Below are 16,523 nucleotides of genomic sequence, written 5' to 3'. Positions count from 1 at the left end.
GGTGCCCGTCCCGGTCACCACCGGGACGGGCACCACGGGGTGAGCGGTCATCGAAGGACCGGGAACCGCTCGACCAGCGGCAGCCGGGCCCACTGCCTGCCCAGGCCGATCGTGTCACCGGCCAGCAGGGCGGCCAGCCCGACCAGCAGGACCGCGTCCACCAGGTGGTAGTCCACGAACGGGTTGTTCGCCAGCGGCAGCGACGCCATCCACATCAGGAGCATGAGCAGCGCACCGGCGCCGGCCGCGATCCGCATCCCGATGCCCAGCGCGAGGGCCGTCCCGATGCCGAGCAGGCCCAGCATGAACAGCCAGTCGACGACGGCGTTGCCGGCCAGGGCGCCGAAGAAGCCGGCGAACGGGCCCTCGACGCCGCTGAGGTAGCCCTCGGTCGGGGAGCCGCCGTTGATCCAGGCGCGGTCGGCGGGAGTCGCCAGGTTCCAGCCGAAGAGCTTGTCGCCGAACGCCCAGAGGAACTCGACGGCGAGGAGCAGCCGGACGCCCGCGAAGCTGTACCGCGCGACCGCCGTGCTCGTGACGGCCGTGCCGGTGACGGCCGTGGTGGCCGTGGCGCCGGTGTCGGCACGTCCGTGTGCGACCGTCCCGTGCGCGAACGGTGCGGAGTGGTGGCTGACGGAGCTCATGATGTCCTCCTCAGTGCGCCGGAACCCTTCCGGCTGTCTGGGACAACGGTCCCGCGAACGGTATGGCCGGGTGCAGGGCCGCCTGACACCTGCCGGTAGGACCTTGGTCCCGTGCCGGGACGGGACAAGGGCCCGGCGGCTGCCGGCGCCGGCTCCGGCGCCCTGACGGGGATCGAGCGGACGTTCACGGTGCGCTCCGCTCGCTCGTGCGCCCCACCGGGCGGCGCGGCGTGTGTCTCGGGGCCGGGCTGTACCCCAGCCGCATGAGCATCTGGGGTACCCCGTCGAGCGACAGGACCCGGCGCAGGTCATGGCGCGTCGTGGGGTTCTCCAGGACGGTGGTCGCGAACGAGGCATGGACGAAGTAGGTGGTGGCCACCAGCAGCGAGTGCTGCAGCGCCTCGCCCGCCGCCACCCAGTCGCGGGGGGAGTCACCCGGGGTCGAGAGGACGGCCAACGTCGTGTGTCGCTCGAAACGTGCATGGCCGGTGCCGGCATGGAACCGGCGCACCGGGGCCTCGTCGTCGGCGCCGGGACCGAGAAGCTCCCGCGGGATGCCGTCTTCACGGCCGGGATCGGTGGCGGTCCATGCCGCCTCTTCGGCGCGGGCCGCGGGGTCCTCGCCGGCGATCGCCTCTGCCCTGCGCATCAGCCCGATCACGTCCTGGCGTACGGGCTCCGAGGGCTGGATCAGCCGCAGCTGCGCGCCCTCGTCCCGCGCGGCCTGCCGGATGGCTTCCAGCAGGTCCGTGGACAGGGGCTGGTCGTCGAACGGCACCCGTGACGTCGCGCGCCGCGCGATCGCCACGGACAGTTCGAGTTCGTCCGTGTCGGGCACCGGACCCGGCTCCAGCTGTATCTCGGCCACGAGGAGCTGGTCGTCCGGGTCCGGCAGGACCGTGACGACGGCGCTCAGCGCATCGCGTCGGGCGGCCGTGCGGACGGTGAACAGGAATGCTCCGCAGCTGATCAGCATCTCCCGGCCGTGCGGGTCGTAGTGCCGCAGCTGTCGTGCCGCGTCCGCACGCAGGGTCACGGTGCTGCCCGTGACGTCCACGTGCCATGGCTGGGTGTTGTCGACGCTCGGGGCGCGCGCCGCTGCCTCCAGGATCCGCTCCACCCGCGAGTCGATGACGTCCATGGCGTTTCTCCCTTCGTGTGACCGTCCGGGTCCGGGTAGGCCCGGGTTGCGTGCCGGGGCACGTGGGAACTCAGCGGGCCAGGTACCCGCCGTCGACGTAGAGCTCGGCGCCGGTGACGAAGGAGGCGTCGTCGCCGGCCAGGTATGCGGCGGCGGCCGCCACCTCCTCCGGCCGGCCCAGGCGACCCATCGGGGTCAGGTCGACCATGGCGGTCTCGAACTCGGTGCCGCGTGCGGCGTCGAGGATGGGCGTGTCGATGAACCCCGGGTGGATCGAGTTGACCCGCACCCCGGCGCGCGCCCAGGCGAGCGCCACGTTCTTGGTGAGAGTACGCACGGCTCCCTTGGCGGCGTGGTACGCCGGTGACGTGCCCATCCCTCCGCTGGTGCCGAAGATCGAGCTGATGTTGATCACCGAGCCGTGGCCCGACGCCTTGAGGTGCTCCGCGGCGGCCCTCGTGCCGAGGAACACGCCGGTCTGGTCCACCGAGACCGTGCGCTCGTACTGGTCCAGGGTGGTGTCCTCGATGGTGCCGAGGTCACCGATGCCGGCGTTGTTCACGAGCACGTCCAGTCCGCCGAACTCCGACACCGCCCGCTCGACCGCCGCGGTCCATGCGCTCTCGTCGGTCACGTCGTGACGCATGAAGATCGCTCGGCCGCCCTTCTCGGCGATCTCGTCCGCGACCTTCTGGCCCTCTGCCTCCTGGATGTCGGTGACCAGCACCGCAGCGCCCTCCGCGGCGAAGCGCAGTGCGATCGCGCGGCCGATGCCGCTCGCGCCACCGGTGACCAGAGCAGTTCTGTCGTGCAGGCGGTTCATGATCGATCACTCCCTCGGACCGCTCGACCGCGGACGCGGCCGGCAGCTCCAGTCTTCGTCGCACGGCACGCACGAGGCAGGGGCCAACGTCCCGCCGGGCAGGGCCGGACGGCCCATGACGCGGGCAGGGCCGGACGGCCCATGACGGATGTCATCCCGCCTCGCTGACAAGCGGCCCGCGCCCTGCCCGCTTCCGGCGACCAGGCTGGATCCCATGGCCTCATCGCACCGGCCGGCTGCCGGGCACTGATCCTCACCACATTCGGCCGCCCCGGCTACCTACGCCGCGCTCTCGACGCCGGAGCCGCCGGCTTCATCCTCAAGGGACTCCCGCCGGACAACTCGCCGACGCCGTCCGCCGCGTCCACTGCGGCCTACGCGTCGTCGACCCCGACCTCGCAGTCACCTCCCTCACCGTCGGCGCCAGCCCCCTGACCGACCGCGAGGCACACGTCCTGGCGCTCGCGGCCGACGGCGGGACCGTGGCTACGATCGCCGCCGAGGCGTACCTGTCGCAGGGCACGGTGCGCAACCACCTGTCCTCGCCGATCGGCAAGACCGGCGCACGCACCCGCGCCGAGGCCGTCCGCATCGCCCGTGACAACGGGTGGCTCTGATCAGCGCACTTCTGCCCACCAGGCGTCGAAGTCGATGCCTCTTTCCTTCGCCAGCTCCCGCAGCCCGGCCTTGGTCGGGGGCTGGAAGAGCTTCGGCGTGATGGTGCGGTCGGCGGCGGCGTACTTCCGCTGAAGCTTCGCCTGCTGTGCGGCTCGCCCCTCGGCCTCGGCGAGTACCGCGCTGGTCGCCGTGACGCTCGTGCCCGTCAGCACGCCGCCGACCAGCGGCGTGTAGCCGTTCGCATGGCCGAGGCGATTGGGGTGGTAGGACTCCCGGGTGGGGTTGGAGAGGCCGTTGATCCACTCGGTCGAGTCGCAGACGGCGTGGCCGGTGAATCGGCTGACCGGGTTGACGAAGGCGAACCCCTTGGCGGAGGCGGCCGTCGAGGTGACCGAGTTGATGAGCACGACGGCGTTGTTGAGAGCGGTCTGGTCCGCCGGGCTGAAGAAGGTCAACAGGTTGCAGTCCTCGCCCATGAAGAGCTTCGGGTAGCCCACGACGACCACCTTGGCGCCCGGCGCCCTCGTCCTGATGGAGGCGTAGAGCGCGCTGAGCCGGCCCGGGAGGGTGGTGGAGATGAACGTCCGGGCTGCGGCCACCGCGCCCGCGCAGTCGCTGGCCCACGCCGGCAGGGCGCACTCGGTGAGCACGTCGGCGAATCCGGCGTCGTTGCCGCCGACCGAGACGGTGACGTACCTCGTGCTCGAGTTCAGCGCGCCGAGCTGGCTGTTCGTCACGTCGGCCACGACCGCTCCCGAGCAGGCCCGGAAGTTGAGGCTGTAGTTCTTGGCCGCCGCCGTCAGGCTGGCGTAGGCGTAGGTCGAGCGCAGGCACTGGGTGCCGTCGTCGATGTAGCTCCTGGTGCCGGTGCCCGAGGAGTAGGAGTCGCCAAGGGCGACGTAGGACTCACCGGCGGCGTACGACGGCGTGGCCGGCGCCGTCACCAGCGCGACCGTGGCAAGGCTCGTCGCCGCCACGGCGGCGACGACGCGCAACAGACGTTGCTTCATGGGGCAGCTTCCGAGGGTCCGTCGAGTCACTCCGGTGTGACTCGATCGTTCCCTGTATAAGACATAACCCCTGTAACTACAATATTCGGCAAATGAATAGTTCGTGCTGGGTCAAGGAGGCAGGGGTGTCGCGACAGCCCGGTCAGGGCGAGGCTGGCGGCTTCCTCTCGTCCGGTCAGCTTCACCCTGCCGGTTCCTTGACGCGGTACGGGCGTCTGGAGAGCATCTGTGCAGGTAGGGCGAGCGTGTCATGGGAGGGCGCTGGTGATGACCGGGATTCCGACCGTCCCGACGACCGACGACGTCCTTGTCGGGCTGCTTCAGTGGCTCGGTACGCCCGAAATTGTTGTCGGCCTGGTCATCGTGGGCACCGCAGTGCTCGGTTGGCTCTCTGCGGTGCGAGCCTTCGTCAAGGGAGCTGGCCGGGCGGCGATCTCCGTCCGCCAGGTGGTGCGCCAGAACTTGTCGGCCATCGTGCGCAGGACTGTGACCCAGACTGCCAGGAGCGTCGTCTACCTGGCCGCTGCGTTCGTGGCCGCTGAGAGCATCCAGCTCGTCTTCATCGAGCCGGTCCCCAGCATGGGGCTCGCGCTGTTCGACGCCGTCGAGCCGATCACCGGATGGCTCATGGTCCCGGCAGTGGTGGTTCTCGTTGCGGCGCTCGTCTTCTGGCACGTGGAGAATCCGACTCTGCTGTCGGAAATCCTATGGTTGGTGGTAGGCATCTGCCTTGGTGTGGTGAACGTTCTCCTCATTCTCGGTTCGGCCGGCTTGCTGTTGGTCACCTTGGGAGTCGTTGCCGTGATGCTCGTCGGGATCGTGCCGCCCGACGGTTCCCAGGTGGCGGCCCTGATGAGCTGCGTCGTCGCGCTGGCGACGATGGCAGGCACAGCCAGGGCGATCGCCAAGATCCCCATGCCCGGTGACTAGGGCCTGATTCGGAAGCGGCGTCTGACCCGGGGTTCGGCATACTCCGAGTTCGCGTTGCGGACGCTGGCCGAGGAACTCGGTGCGACGGCCGACGGGTACCAGCAGGTGTTCGTCTCGTCGGACCTCACGGATGCGGGTGTGGCGATCCGGTACTTCTTTGTCGCGCGGTTGACGTCGTTGAACCTGACGGAGCGGTACGGGTCGGAGTTCAGCAAGCCCGAGCGTGGCGGCTACGACGTGGACTATGTGCCGCTGACCGACGACTCGCTCGGCGCCATCGATCTCAAGCCGGTGGCGCTCAAGGAGTTCGTGCTGGCGAACCGGGACGCGCTGCTGGCCGAGGCGGGCTTCGCGGCCCGAACTTCACGACCTTGTCGGTGATCCGCGAGACGGTGTCCTTGGAGACCTCGGCTCCGTACACGTCGGCGAAGTGGGCCGCGATCTCCCCGGTCGTCAGCCTGCGCGCGGTCAGTGACAGCACGATCTCATCCACCCCGGTCAGGTGTCGCTGCCGCTTGCGCGCGATCGTCGGGTCGAACGTCCCTGCCCGGCCCGGGGACTAGCCGAACATCTGGGTCCAGGTCCAGTCCTCCTCGACCACACCGATGCCCATGATGGTGTGGGAGCAGTTGAGGATGTTGTTGCGGTGACCTTCGGAGTCCATCCATGCCTGCATCACGCTCTCGGCGGAGTTCTGGCCGCGGGCGATGTTCTCGGCCGAGGCGGTGGCGCCCTGCTCGGCGGCCCGGTCCCAGAACCGGCGGCCGTCCTGGCTGGTGTGATCGAAGTAGCCATTGGAGGACATGTCCTGGCTGTGCAGCTGAGAGGCGCGCGAGAGGCGGTCGTCCAGGGCCAGGGGCCCGCAGCCGGCCTCGGCCCGTTCGGCGTTGGTGATCTCCAGGGTCTTCTCGGCCAGAGCGTTCGCGGGGTCGGGCTGCGGCTCCGTGGGCTGCTGTGTGGACGGAGCTGGATGCGGTTCGACGACGAACAACTCCGGGGTTGGCTTCTTCGACGACGGACTGGGGGACGGCGAGTCGGACTTGGTCGGTGAAGGGGTGGGGGAGCGGGGGGCGGCAGGTGCGGAGGGGGACGGGGATTCCGTGACAGAGGCCGCCCGAACCGTGTCCGGGGCGTCCGGCCACAGCGCGGCGATCCCGGCGACGGTGCCGCCTGTGATCAGAAGGGCAGCGGCGACAGCGGTGCGGCGCTGCTGACGCATTCGGCGATGGCGCGGGGCGCGCCGACTGCCCGGCACCGCCCCGGTAGTGGCAGACGCGTCGCCCATTGCCCCGGACTCGTTTCGCAGGGTCTCGACGGGCACCCCACCGCTCTCGAACCCCGCCAACTCGGCAAGCCATCCGGCCACCGGCACCAGGCCGAGGCCGGCAAGCAGACCCTCCGCCGGCACGAGTCCCGTTGCGAACCCCGCGCAGGTGGCGCAGGTGCGAGCATGCCGCGAGATCCGCTTGCGCCACAGCGCCGACGGAGTGCCGTCCCAGGCCGCGAGCGCGTCGTCGAGGAGGACGCAGCGGGGCACCGCGGACAGCGCCCGCACCACGATGCGGGCCTTCTCGAGCTGGTCCTTCATCCTCCGCACGCGCACCGCGGTGTGCTGCGGCGTCAGCTCGAGCGCGGAGGCGACCTCGGCGCGCCCGAGTTCTCCGGAGGCCTCCATCCACCACAGCGAAAGCAGCCTGCGGTCGCCGTCGTCCAGCCAGCGGCTGGCCTCCGCGACCTCGCGTCTCTGACCTTGGAGCCCGAGCCGGACGATCGTCAGGTCGACGAAGTCCGCTCCCGGGTCTGCCACGTCGTACGCGTCCTGCAGTCCGGAAGTGGTCGGTAGAACACGGCGGTTGCTCCAGTAGCTGTTGATCTGGTTCATCGTGATGGCCACGAGCCAGGACCGGAAACTGTCCGCACGACGCAGTGAGCCGAGACCGTGGAGCGCACGGACCATCGTGTCCTGCACCACGTCCTCGGCGTCGGCATGCCGGTTCAGTGCCCGTCCCACGATGTTGTACACCAGCGGCAGATATGCGGCCACCAACTCGTCCTGTGCCCGTTGGTCGCCCCGCCGCGCCGCCTCGACCACGGCACTGCCGACTTCCCTGCTCGTGCTCACGCCGGTCCTCCTTCTCGGTCGTCGCCCTTCCGGTCCGACACCATGGAGACCGGCGTCGTGGTCCGCGATAACGAAAACTTCACGGGTCGTGCCCAGGAGTGCCTGCCGGTCTTCCGCCGACGCAGCCACCCGTCAGGGCGCCAGCATGCCTTCCCGCCCGTGTGCCCGCTGTCGACCAGAGCCTGCGCGCGGGCTGCCTCCGTGAACGGCAGCACCTTCGCGACCGGGACCGACACCTCGCCGCGGGAGACGAGGTCGAGCAGCTCTGCGAGTTCGACCTTCGAGGGCCTACCGCAGTCGGTGAACTGGACCCCCAACTCGTCGGCCGCCAGGTCCGCGATCGTCAGCCCGCGCTCGGTGCCACCACGCAGCTCGATGCTATCCGGCGGCGCGCCTCGTCCTGCCGCGTCGAGCACAGTGTCCACGGTGGGCGTCAGCGCTCGGACCCGTTCGACCAGCCCATCCCGCGAATTGGTACGCGGAGGTCCGTCCAGCGACGTCTGGATACGGCACCCGGGCAACCCCGCCTGCGGCGCTGAACAGCCAGAATGTCGTCAGCCAGGACATACGCCGGACCCCGGAAACGATGCTGCACCACATAGTGCCGACTCAGGGCCTGCGCCAGTCATCGCTCTTCAGGTGCGACCCGGCCATGGGACCCATGCGCAGCATGCCGCCGTCTGCGACCCACGACGCTCCGGTTACGTACGCCGCCTTTGGGCTGCACAGGAACGCGATGATCGCCGCGATCTCGCGCGCGTCGCCCGGCCTGCCAAGCGGGATCCCAGGGCGGACCTTGCCCACGGGGCTCTCGTCCTCCTGACCGGTTATCGCGGTCGTGATCTCGCCAGGGGCCACGGTGTTCACCGTGATGCCGTGCTCGCCGAGTTCGAGCGCCGCGACCTGGGTGAGCAACCCCAACCCCGCCTTGGCCGCGCAGTAAGGGCCCGCGCCGACGCGCGGCTGGTGCTCGTGGACGCTCGTCACGTTGACGATCCGCCCCCCGCGTCCGCCGGCGATCATGTGCCGTGCGGCGGCCTGCATGAGGAGGAACGGTCCGTCGAGGTCGGTCGCGATGACGGAGCGCCACTGCGGGTAGTCGAGCTCCAGGAGCAGGGTCGAGGAGCCGGTTCCGGCGACGTTGGCCAGGACGTCGAGGCGGCCGAACGTGTCGGCGAGGTCGTCCATGACGGTCGGGACCGCCGGAACGTCCGTCACGTCCAGTCGGCGGAGCTCGGTGCGGACGCCGTGCGCGGAGGCCTCGCGGGCCGTTGCCTCCGCCTTCGACTCATCGGCATACCAGCACAGGCCGACGTCAAAGCCTTCCCGGGCGAGCGCGACGACGGTGGCTCGCCCGATACCGGACTCGGACCCGGTCACGACGGCTGCGGGGCGCGATGTGTTGGTCATGGACCAAGACTGAGGACGACGGGAACCGCTCGCACCTTTGCCGGCGGGCAGGGCGACCACTCAAGCCTCAGCGCGGTCCGTCCAGCGACGTCTGGATACGGCACCCGGGCAGCCCCGCCCGCGGCGCTGAACAGCCAGAATGTCGTCAGCCAGGACATACGCCGGACCCCGGAAGTCACACCGAGAAGTACTTGCTTTCCGGATGTTCGGCCTCTGACCTGCAGGAACCCGTTCGTGACACCGAGAGGTGACACGAATTGGACACGCATTCCGAAGCCCGCTGCCGGGCACGAGGCGCCCGGGACGTCAGGAGACGGCCCGGCGCGACAGGCCTTGCACTCCTGAGGTGCATGAGCCGCAAGCACCGCCCGGGCCGTCAGCCTTCTCGCCACGCCACGCTTCCCATGACGGGGTACTTCACGCCCCAGGAGGCCGCGGAGCTGCTGGGCGTCTCGGTCCACACCCTGGAGAAGTGGCGTCGTGCCGGTTTCGAGGGCGTCGGACCCCGCTACCGGCTCCACGGCCGGCACGTGCGGTACGACCCGCGCGACCTGCTGGAGTGGAGCGAGTCGAGGGCGGTGTCGTGATGGAGAAGCTCAAGCCCGGCACCCACGGGAACATCAGCGCCTCGAAGCAGGCCAACAAACGCTGGCGGGCTCGCGTGCGGTACTGCAACCTCCTCGGCGAGGAGAGCACGACGTCCGCCACCGGCCCGACCAAGCAGGCCGCCAAGGACAACTGCAAGGACAAGGTCGACGAGCTCCTTGGCACGACGGTGGTCGCGAGCGTGGCGACGGTCGGCGAGCTGTGCTGGGACTGGTATAACCGGCTCGAGGCGGAGTCCACGGCGTTCTGGTCGCGTCCCGATGCCACCGAGCGTCGCGGCGAGACGCCTCTGCGGCCTCAGTCGCTCGTTCACACGAAGCGTGCGATCAACTACGTCTGCGCGGAGGAAGGGGGCATCGGGAACCTGCCCCTGGACGAGGTCACGACCCTCGCCTTGGAGCAGTGGCTCGATGGCCACAAGCGCATCTCCCGCGGGCGAGCCGAGGAGATCCGCGTCGCCCTGCGCGGTGCGTTCCGGTCGGCCGTGCGGCTCGGGATTCTGCTGACGGATCCGATGGCGGGAGTCTCGCCCGTGCGACGACACGACCCGCGGCCGGTCGCCCTGGAGGCGGAGGAACTGCAGACCATGCGACGGATTCTGCGTGACGAGCCCACGCTGAAGATCACGCGGGTCACCGCCACCAACCTCGACACGCTGCTCGTGCTGCTGCTCGGGACAGCGCTGCGAGTCGGTGAGGCGATCGTGCTGCGCTGGGGCGACCTCGTGCTCGACGGCCCGTCGCCGACCGTCTCGGTCTCGGGCACCCAGGTGGAGCTGACCGGCAAGGGAGCGTTCCGCCAAGAGGCGCCGAAGACCGAGTTCAGCAAACGGACCGTGCTCCTGCCACCCGCGGTCGTCGAAGCACTGGTCAGGATTCGACCCGACGACGCGAAACCCTCCGGCTGGGTCTTCCCCACACGCAACGGCACCGCCTGGAACTCGGGCAACGCAGGCAAGATCGTCGACCGGGTCGTCGAGAAGTCGAAGGGGACGCTCGACCCGCACCGCGTCTCCTTCCACAAGCTCCGGTCGACGGCCGCGACCGCCATCGCCGAGAAGTACGGGGACCACGTCGCCGGCCAGGTGCTCGGCCACAAGCCGCAGGGGACAACGCAACTGCACTACATCGCCCGCCGCGACATCGCACCTGACGTGCGCGACGTGCTCCAGGCGATCGTGGAGTCCTCGGACCCCGACGTCGCCCAGCGCGCGGCGACTGCGACGGTCGTTCCCATCGCGCCGCGGCGAGCCTCTCGGGGGCACCTCCGCGTCGTTCAGCGACGGCCTCCAGGTTGAGCCCTGTGGCTGCAGACGTCGGCTGATCCCTAACGGGTGTGGCCGTGGCCTCATTCGAGGTCACGGCCACAACCCGTCACGTCGGCTGTGGGACTGGGCGGACGGGCGGCCGCACGTGATCAGTGGTTGGGCTCGGTGCCCGGGTCGTCGGTTTCGGATTCGGTCGGCTCGTGTGGCGCCAAGTAGTCCCGCAGTAGAGAGCCCCTTGGCGGCTGCGAGATGTCTGTTCGGCGACGTTTGGGTCGTGGTGGGTCTCGTACTGCCGCGCTACCTGGCGAAGCGCGGCGTCGGTTGCTGATTGATCGGGAATTCTGGCGCCTGTGGGACCGGTCATGATCCAGGAGAGAGATCGTGCGTGGTCGTCGCGCTCGTCGGGCATGGCGAGGAGCGCTCCCGCAATCACGAGCGCGTGGTGCGCCGTCCGTCGGTCTTCCGCGTCTCCGCTGTCACGAAGCGCACGGAGGGATACCGAGGATAGCTCCAGGGCACCGGCGTCTTCGCGACGGGGCATGCTGAAGCACTTCACAAGGTGGAAGAGGGCAACAATGGGTGCTGCAAGAACCAGGCCGAACGGGACGAAAACGTTGAGGAGCTGCTGCGTCGTGTAGAGCGGCGTGTGGGTCTTGTCCTTCACCTTCCGGCACCCTTGCAGGAGTCCCAACAGGATCGAGACAGCAACCGGGGCGGCGATCGCGGCAGCCGTGATCCAGAGGGCGTGCATGCCTCCGCCCTGTACGGCTGCCAGACCCCGGAGAACCGTGAGGATCGCCCAGCCCGGATTCGGGCTCCGGGCGGACGTGATCGCTGCCGCGGCGCAGAGTATCGCCAGGATGGCAACGAGTGCGGAGCGGTCCGGCGAGGTGGACCAAGTGATCGCCTCATACAGCCAGGCGGGCGGCGCCGCGTCCAGCTCTGCGAGGAGCGAACTCACGCCGTCGAGAGGGCGTCGCTCTACCTGATCCATGCGAATCGTCCCATCGCCATCGGCCGAGAGGAGGTGCCAGTACAGCCAGACTGCTGCGGCGCCATAGACGGTCCAGGAGAGGATCTCGGTCCATTTCTTGCCGAACAGCGCCTCGGTGTGAGACGCAATGGCATCAGCGATCGCCTTGGTCGTCTCGATCATCGGTCTCGTCTCCGTCCCCTGGTCGAACCTGAGCAGGCCATGGCGCTCGGCCCGTATGGCCTGGTCACGGCGCGTGAGCATACCGCTGTGCGCAGGCAACGCGCGCTGGTCAGCGGGGGAGTCCGGCGCGGTCGAATTCGGTCTGGAGGCGGGGGCGGTTCTTGTGGCGGTTGCGCAGGTCGGTGATCCAGTGGTCGACGTCGTCCAGGGCGGCGTCGTGGCGTTTGAGGGTGGCGCGCAGGTGTCTGAGGCGGCGGGCGGCCCGCTTGTAGTGGGCGGCGCCCGCGTCTTGGAGCTCGGCCTCGACGAGGTCCTGTTGGATGCGGATGACGGCGATCGGGTCGGTCTTCTCGTACGCGGCCACGAGGTCTTCCCACACGTCCGTCGATGTGAGGTTCAGGTCGTGGGCGAGTCGCCACGCGGTCGGGACATCCTCAAGGCTGCGCAGGGTGAAGATGACGACGTCGCGCGGTCCCAGCGGGGAAGCGGTCAGGGCAGCGGTGACCTCCTCGGTGTACAGGTCCCAGGTGTCGTTCGTGACGGCGATCTTGTGCAGGCGTGCGGCCCACGAGGCGGTCGGCCATCGCCGGAACACGTACACCGCGGCTTCCTCGAGCCGGTCCGGACGGCGCTTGGCGAGCAGGTCGAGCCAGTAGCGGGCGGCTTGTTTGGATTGGTGGCCGTGGCCGAAGTCGACGCCTTGGCGGGCGTAGTCCAGGGCGAGCTCGTGCTCACCGACCCATTCCAGAGCTTCGGCGGTGTCCTGGAGCCAGGCTGCGACCTTTCGGTCACGTACGTGCAGGCGGATGATCTGGTCGATATCGCGTTGCGCGACGGCCAGGCGTCGGTAGGCCCAGCCGACATGGAAGTCGTCGGACCGGTCGGGGGTGGCGGCGATCTGGTCGATCTTGTCGCGGTACCGGGCAAGACCCGCCTCGCCGAGCGCGTCCGCGTAGAGGGCCGGATCCGCCTCGAACATGCCCCCGCCCTCGACGAACGTCACCTTGACCATCCAGTCCACCAGCCTGCTTGCTGGTGGTGTGGCCCGGTAGGCGAAATCGGCATGTAGTTCGAGCAGGCGTTGGATTGCGTTGCCGATGATTCCTGAGGAGTCGTCGGCGCGCATGATGATCTTCAGGCTCGAATCGATCGCGCGGCGTGTGACGTCCAGGGCCTCGGTGGGGTCGGTGTCGGCTGCGTCCTCCAGCAGGTCAGCGGCGGCGTGCATCTGAGCGCCGTGCGCGTTCGCCGCCGACCAGCGGTGCAGATCCGCGCGGGTGCGGATCAGGGGCAGGACGGCGTCGGCGAGCGCGGAAGGCATGGAGACATCGTCCCGCACCACGGCGGTGTCCGGTTCACAGGCCGGGCGTGCTCCGGTCCGTTCGTGACGGCGTAGGTGGTGGAGCGGTTGGCTCGCCGAGTTAGGCGTTCCGGGCGGCCGTGCCAGAGCCAGGTGGGATGGGGAAGGATGGCCGCGTGGAGACCTTCAAGCGGACGCCGCTGCAGTTGTTCAACCTGCCGCAGCACTTCGTGATCCCCCTGTTCCAGCGTCCCTACGTCTGGAAGGAAGACGAGCAGTGGGAGCCGCTCTGGAAGGACATCCGCCGGGTCGCCGAACTTCGGATCGCAGAGCCGCGCCTCAACGCGTCGCATTTCCTCGGCGCGGTGGTGCTCCAGTCTCACCAGACCAGTAGCAAGCGTCTGACGACGTGGAACGTCATCGACGGGCAGCAGCGCCTGACGACGCTGCAGATCCTCGCGGACGCAGCCGGGGCCCTTCTGGCGCAGGCCGATCTTCCCCGCCTGTCGGGCCAGCTTGAGCGCCTGACCCACAACGACGAGATCTACGTCGATGAGGATGAGGTCCAGCTCAAGGTCCGACACCTCAACAGCGATCGAACCGCGTTCGACGAGGTCATGATCTCTGAGCCTCCGATCGACCACGCCAACCTGCAGCACTCCGAGTCGCAGATCGTCGCGGCCCATGCGTACTTCACGACGGTCGTCGAACAGTGGCTCGGGGCCCCAGAGTCGGCCGACTTCGAGACCAAGGCCAAGGAGCTCACAGCCGTCCTCCTTGACGGTCTCCAGCTGGTCTCCATCGAACTGGAAGCCACGGAGAACTCCCAGGAGATCTTCGAGACCCTCAACGCTCGCGGAACGCCATTGACAGCTGCGGACCTCGTCCGCAACTTCGTGTTCCAGCGCCTGGAGGCCGAGGGCGGCGACACCCTTCGCGCCTACCGCGAGGACTGGCCTTTCGAGACAAAGTTCTGGATGAAGGAGGTGAGCGTCGGGCGCACCCTGGTCAGCCGAAGCTCGCTGTTCCTCAACCAGTGGCTCACCTCGCGCACGGGCGAGGAAGTCAGCCCTCAGTCCACCTTCAACCGGTTCAAGTCGTACGTCGAGCTGGAGTCGGGCTACAAGATGGCTGACCTGCTACCGGTCATCAAGCAGCAGGCAATCCAGTACGAGGCGTGGACCCACGCAGCGTCTCAAGCCGGTGGAAGCCTCGACGCGACGCAGATGGCCGTCTACCGGATGCAGGCTTCCGGCGTCGAGCTCCTCAAACCCCTCCTCATCTGGCTTCACGAGCCGAGCCGCAGCCTGCCCCAGACGACGATCGACCGCGCCATCCGCACCGCCGAGAGCTGGGTCGTTCGCCGACAGTTCCTGCGTCTCGCCGGAAGCGACCTCGGCCGAATCATCGCCGACATCATCGCGTCGAACGCAACCACCCCCGCCGACGAACTCGTCGAGCGCGTCACTGGTCATCTCGCTCGACTGAACGTCACGAGCACCTACTGGCCCGGGGATGAAGAGGTGAGGCAGACGCTCGCCATGGAAGCTGCCTACCGGCGCTTCCCCCGCGCCCGCCTGCGCATGTTCCTCGAAGCCGCCGAGAACTACTATCGCGCCGAGACCGGTCAGCCACAGGTGGAGCGCAAGGGCTACCCGATCGAGCACCTGCTGCCTCGTACCTGGCAGGCCACGTGGCCAGTAGAGACGCCGGAGGAAGCAGAGGAGCGTCAAGCACGTGTGCACCGACTCGGCAATCTGACGCTCCTTACCAAGTCGCTCAACTCCAAGGTCTCCAACGGGCCGTGGGTGTCTAAGCGCGCAGCGCTGCTGGACCACAACACGATCACCCTGACCGGGCGGGTGGTCAGCCGGACGGCGGACCACGCCTGGGACGAGGAACTCATCGATGCGCGGACGGGGGAACTCATCGACACGTTCCTGCACGTGTGGCCGGTTCCCGAGGGCCACCACGGGAAGGTTGTCGACCCTCAGACGAAGGCGGGCGACTGGGTCGAACTCAAGCATCTGCTCCAGGCCGGTCTCCTGAGCGCCGGCGACAAGCTCATCGCTACCCACCGCGACTTCAAGGGACGCGAAGCCACGCTGACCGCAGATGGCGCAATCGAGCTCGACGGCCGCCTCTACATGACGCCCTCGGCAGCGGGACACGCCCTGCGCCAGAAGGCGACCAACGGGTGGTACTTCTGGGCGGTCGCCGACGGCAGGCGTCTACGCGATCTCCGCTCAGAATTCCAGAACGCAGTACCGCCCGACGACGTCCTCCGACTCACGGAGGAGTCGTAGTCACGCAGCCGCAGCGGTGTCGATTGTCCCTGCAAGATCTCTCGGGACCGCAGCTGCAAGGCGGTGTCCGATTCACACTCCGGGCGCGCGTCGTGACGGCGTGATCAGGGCGGCCGTTGACGTCGATCGGAGCCGGGCGCACGAAGGCGAGAACGAGACGGAGGCGAGGTCCTTCGCCCGGCTTCTCCGGTGATGTTGAATCAACAGAACCCGTGATGGTCGAATCGCCCGATCCTTCGGCCGTGACCACAGCACGAGTGCGGCGGTTGACCTCAGCTGGCTGACGGACGTCCATGTCCGCCACGTTGCCACTCAGAACGGGCCGAAACCGCATGGAGAAGCCGCGCCAAGAAACCGCGCAGACACCGTCGGAGCAGGTCAGAACCGCCCCAGCGCCGCCATCGTTGCGCGGTAGCGCATCTGCATGGAGGACGCCCGGACGTCGGCGACAACGTCCCGCTGGTACACGTGTCGGTCACAGTTGAGCTTGATGAGCACCGTGAAGCGGCGGCGCAGGCGCCTCCCGGACACGTGGACCCGGAACGGCCAGACCTGCTGAACAGGCGTCGACCGTCCATGTACGCGCGGGCGCGTAGGCATGTTGTGGTCGCTAGCGTGGTGGTTTGCCGGTGTCAGGGGCGGGAACGCCGCTCGTACAGGAGATGGAGACGACGGATGAGCGCTGCTGTGGGGATCAAGGTCGGGCGTCGGGGAGCCCGGGGGATCGTGATCGACGACGTGGGCCGGTTGGTTCTGATCAAGCGGACCAAGCCGGGGCAGGACCCGTACTGGACTTCGCCCGGCGGCGGTGTCGAGGAGTCGGACGCCACGGTCGAGGATGCGCTGCGTCGTGAGCTGGCTGAGGAACTCGGCGCGACGGCGGACGGGTACCAGCGGGTGTTCGTCTCGTCGGATCTCACGGATGCGGGTGTGGCGATCCAGTACTTCTTCGTCGCGCGGCTGAGGTCGTTGAACCTGACCGAGCGGTACGGGTCGGAGTTCAGCAAGCCCGAACGTGGCGGCTACGACCTGGACTACGTGCCGCTGACCGACGATTCGCTCGGAGCCATCGACCTCAAGCCAGCTGCGCTCAAGGAGTTCGTGCTCGCGAACCGGGACGCGCTGCTGGCCGAGGCGGGCTTCGCGGCCTGAACTCCGTCAGCCTTCCCAGACGAGGTCGGCGTACGCCG

General features: G+C 68.7%; 16 protein-coding genes and 2 pseudogenes. 7 read left to right on the top strand and 11 right to left on the bottom strand.

Translation table 11 applies throughout. The features are described 5' to 3' along the window. Positions 1-47: 47 nt before the first annotated feature. From J0911_RS17000 to J0911_RS16990, 3 genes are all read right to left on the bottom strand, one after another. Positions 48-644, bottom strand: a complete 597-nt coding sequence (locus J0911_RS17000) for a hypothetical protein (RefSeq protein WP_207276633.1) — start codon at positions 642-644, stop codon at positions 48-50. A gap of 184 nt (positions 645-828) precedes the next feature. Next, positions 829-1,785, bottom strand: coding sequence for an Acg family FMN-binding oxidoreductase (locus J0911_RS16995; RefSeq protein ID WP_207276632.1), 957 nt, complete (start codon positions 1,783-1,785; stop codon positions 829-831). A 70-nt stretch (positions 1,786-1,855) separates the two neighbouring features. Further along, on the bottom strand, positions 1,856-2,608 hold the full coding sequence (locus J0911_RS16990; RefSeq protein ID WP_207276631.1) for an SDR family NAD(P)-dependent oxidoreductase: 753 nt from the start codon (positions 2,606-2,608) through the stop codon (positions 1,856-1,858). Between the two features lie 234 nt (positions 2,609-2,842). On the opposite strand from J0911_RS16990, the pseudogene J0911_RS16985 reads away from it, so the two are divergent. After that, positions 2,843-3,225, top strand: a pseudogene (locus tag J0911_RS16985) (LuxR C-terminal-related transcriptional regulator); the annotation flags it as partial. On the opposite strand, the gene J0911_RS16980 reads toward J0911_RS16985, so the two are convergent. Continuing rightward, complete coding sequence (locus tag J0911_RS16980) at positions 3,226-4,236, bottom strand: SGNH/GDSL hydrolase family protein (protein ID WP_207276630.1); 1,011 nt, start codon at positions 4,234-4,236, stop codon at positions 3,226-3,228. A 267-nt stretch (positions 4,237-4,503) separates the two neighbouring features. On the opposite strand from J0911_RS16980, the gene J0911_RS16975 reads away from it, so the two are divergent. After that, positions 4,504-5,166 (top strand): hypothetical protein, encoded by a 663-nt coding sequence (locus J0911_RS16975; protein ID WP_207276629.1) that lies wholly within the window; start codon positions 4,504-4,506, stop codon positions 5,164-5,166. Positions 5,167-5,220: 54 nt separating this feature from the next. Continuing rightward, on the top strand, positions 5,221-5,547 hold the full coding sequence (locus J0911_RS16970) for an NUDIX hydrolase (protein ID WP_207276628.1): 327 nt from the start codon (positions 5,221-5,223) through the stop codon (positions 5,545-5,547). On the opposite strand, the pseudogene J0911_RS16965 reads toward J0911_RS16970, so the two are convergent. From J0911_RS16965 to J0911_RS16950, 4 genes and pseudogenes are all read right to left on the bottom strand, one after another. After that, positions 5,528-5,716, bottom strand: a pseudogene (locus J0911_RS16965) (transposase); the annotation flags it as partial. The gene J0911_RS16970 and the pseudogene J0911_RS16965 sit on opposite strands and share 20 nt — an antisense overlap. A gap of 9 nt (positions 5,717-5,725) precedes the next feature. Beyond that, entirely contained in the window at positions 5,726-7,288 is a 1,563-nt protein-coding gene (locus tag J0911_RS16960; RefSeq protein WP_207276627.1) for a sigma-70 family RNA polymerase sigma factor, read from the bottom strand. Further along, entirely contained in the window at positions 7,285-7,713 is a 429-nt protein-coding gene (locus J0911_RS20565; protein ID WP_504739187.1) for a zinc-binding dehydrogenase, read from the bottom strand. Before J0911_RS20565 ends, J0911_RS16960 begins: the two co-directional genes overlap by 4 nt. A 184-nt stretch (positions 7,714-7,897) precedes the next feature. Continuing rightward, complete coding sequence (locus tag J0911_RS16950) at positions 7,898-8,698, bottom strand: SDR family oxidoreductase (protein ID WP_207276625.1); 801 nt, start codon at positions 8,696-8,698, stop codon at positions 7,898-7,900. A 404-nt stretch (positions 8,699-9,102) separates the two neighbouring features. Here J0911_RS16950 and J0911_RS16945 point away from each other — a divergent pair, with 404 nt between their 5' ends. Next, a complete protein-coding gene (locus J0911_RS16945; protein WP_207276624.1) occupies positions 9,103-9,285 on the top strand; it encodes a helix-turn-helix domain-containing protein in 183 nt (60 codons plus the stop codon). Continuing rightward, the gene (locus tag J0911_RS21200; RefSeq protein ID WP_207276623.1) at positions 9,258-10,601 is read left to right on the top strand and encodes a tyrosine-type recombinase/integrase; all 1,344 of its coding nucleotides are present in this window, start codon (positions 9,258-9,260) and stop codon (positions 10,599-10,601) included. The genes J0911_RS16945 and J0911_RS21200 overlap by 28 nt, the downstream gene beginning before the upstream one ends. A 76-nt stretch (positions 10,602-10,677) precedes the next feature. On the opposite strand, the gene J0911_RS16935 is transcribed toward J0911_RS21200, so the two are convergent. Together J0911_RS16935 and J0911_RS16930 are read right to left on the bottom strand one after the other, a co-directional pair. Further along, complete coding sequence (locus tag J0911_RS16935) at positions 10,678-11,727, bottom strand: hypothetical protein (RefSeq protein ID WP_207276622.1); 1,050 nt, start codon at positions 11,725-11,727, stop codon at positions 10,678-10,680. A 109-nt stretch (positions 11,728-11,836) separates the two neighbouring features. Then, positions 11,837-13,048 carry a DUF6880 family protein gene (locus tag J0911_RS16930; RefSeq protein WP_207276621.1) on the bottom strand — a complete coding sequence of 404 codons (1,212 nt, stop codon included), beginning with the start codon at positions 13,046-13,048 and terminating at the stop codon, positions 11,837-11,839. Positions 13,049-13,203: 155 nt separating this feature from the next. Between J0911_RS16930 and J0911_RS16925 the strand changes: the two genes are divergently transcribed. Beyond that, the gene (locus J0911_RS16925) at positions 13,204-15,333 is read left to right on the top strand and encodes a GmrSD restriction endonuclease domain-containing protein (protein ID WP_207276620.1); all 2,130 of its coding nucleotides are present in this window, start codon (positions 13,204-13,206) and stop codon (positions 15,331-15,333) included. A 378-nt stretch (positions 15,334-15,711) separates the two neighbouring features. Here the strand turns inward: J0911_RS16925 and J0911_RS16920 are convergent, their stop codons facing one another. Continuing rightward, positions 15,712-15,864, bottom strand: coding sequence for a hypothetical protein (locus J0911_RS16920; protein WP_207276619.1), 153 nt, complete (start codon positions 15,862-15,864; stop codon positions 15,712-15,714). 144 nt (positions 15,865-16,008) lie between these two features. On the opposite strand from J0911_RS16920, the gene J0911_RS16915 reads away from it, so the two are divergent. Continuing rightward, positions 16,009-16,485, top strand: a complete 477-nt coding sequence (locus J0911_RS16915; RefSeq protein ID WP_207276618.1) for an NUDIX domain-containing protein — start codon at positions 16,009-16,011, stop codon at positions 16,483-16,485. Positions 16,486-16,523 lie beyond the last annotated feature (38 nt).

The sequence above is a fragment of the Myceligenerans salitolerans genome, from assembly GCF_017349295.1.
Lineage (GTDB): Bacteria > Actinomycetota > Actinomycetes > Actinomycetales > Cellulomonadaceae > Myceligenerans > Myceligenerans salitolerans.
The sequence above is the reverse complement of the archived record's forward strand: the minus strand, read 5'-3'. Positions and strand labels throughout refer to the sequence as shown.

What these genes read in the sequence shown, in the direction of transcription:
- J0911_RS16915 (WP_207276618.1), top strand. Translation starts at nt 16,009, where the DNA reads ATGAGCGCTGCTGTGGGGATCAAGGTCGGGCGTCGGGGAGCCCGGGGG.
- J0911_RS16995 (WP_207276632.1), bottom strand. Translation starts at nt 1,785, where the DNA reads ATGGACGTCATCGACTCGCGGGTGGAGCGGATCCTGGAGGCAGCGGCG.
- J0911_RS16975 (WP_207276629.1), top strand. Translation starts at nt 4,504, where the DNA reads ATGACCGGGATTCCGACCGTCCCGACGACCGACGACGTCCTTGTCGGG.
- J0911_RS17000 (WP_207276633.1), bottom strand. Translation starts at nt 644, where the DNA reads ATGAGCTCCGTCAGCCACCACTCCGCACCGTTCGCGCACGGGACGGTC.
- J0911_RS16930 (WP_207276621.1), bottom strand. Translation starts at nt 13,048, where the DNA reads ATGCCTTCCGCGCTCGCCGACGCCGTCCTGCCCCTGATCCGCACCCGC.
- J0911_RS16980 (WP_207276630.1), bottom strand. Translation starts at nt 4,236, where the DNA reads ATGAAGCAACGTCTGTTGCGCGTCGTCGCCGCCGTGGCGGCGACGAGC.
- J0911_RS16935 (WP_207276622.1), bottom strand. Translation starts at nt 11,727, where the DNA reads ATGATCGAGACGACCAAGGCGATCGCTGATGCCATTGCGTCTCACACC.
- J0911_RS16950 (WP_207276625.1), bottom strand. Translation starts at nt 8,698, where the DNA reads ATGACCAACACATCGCGCCCCGCAGCCGTCGTGACCGGGTCCGAGTCC.
- J0911_RS16990 (WP_207276631.1), bottom strand. Translation starts at nt 2,608, where the DNA reads ATGAACCGCCTGCACGACAGAACTGCTCTGGTCACCGGTGGCGCGAGC.
- J0911_RS16945 (WP_207276624.1), top strand. Translation starts at nt 9,103, where the DNA reads ATGACGGGGTACTTCACGCCCCAGGAGGCCGCGGAGCTGCTGGGCGTC.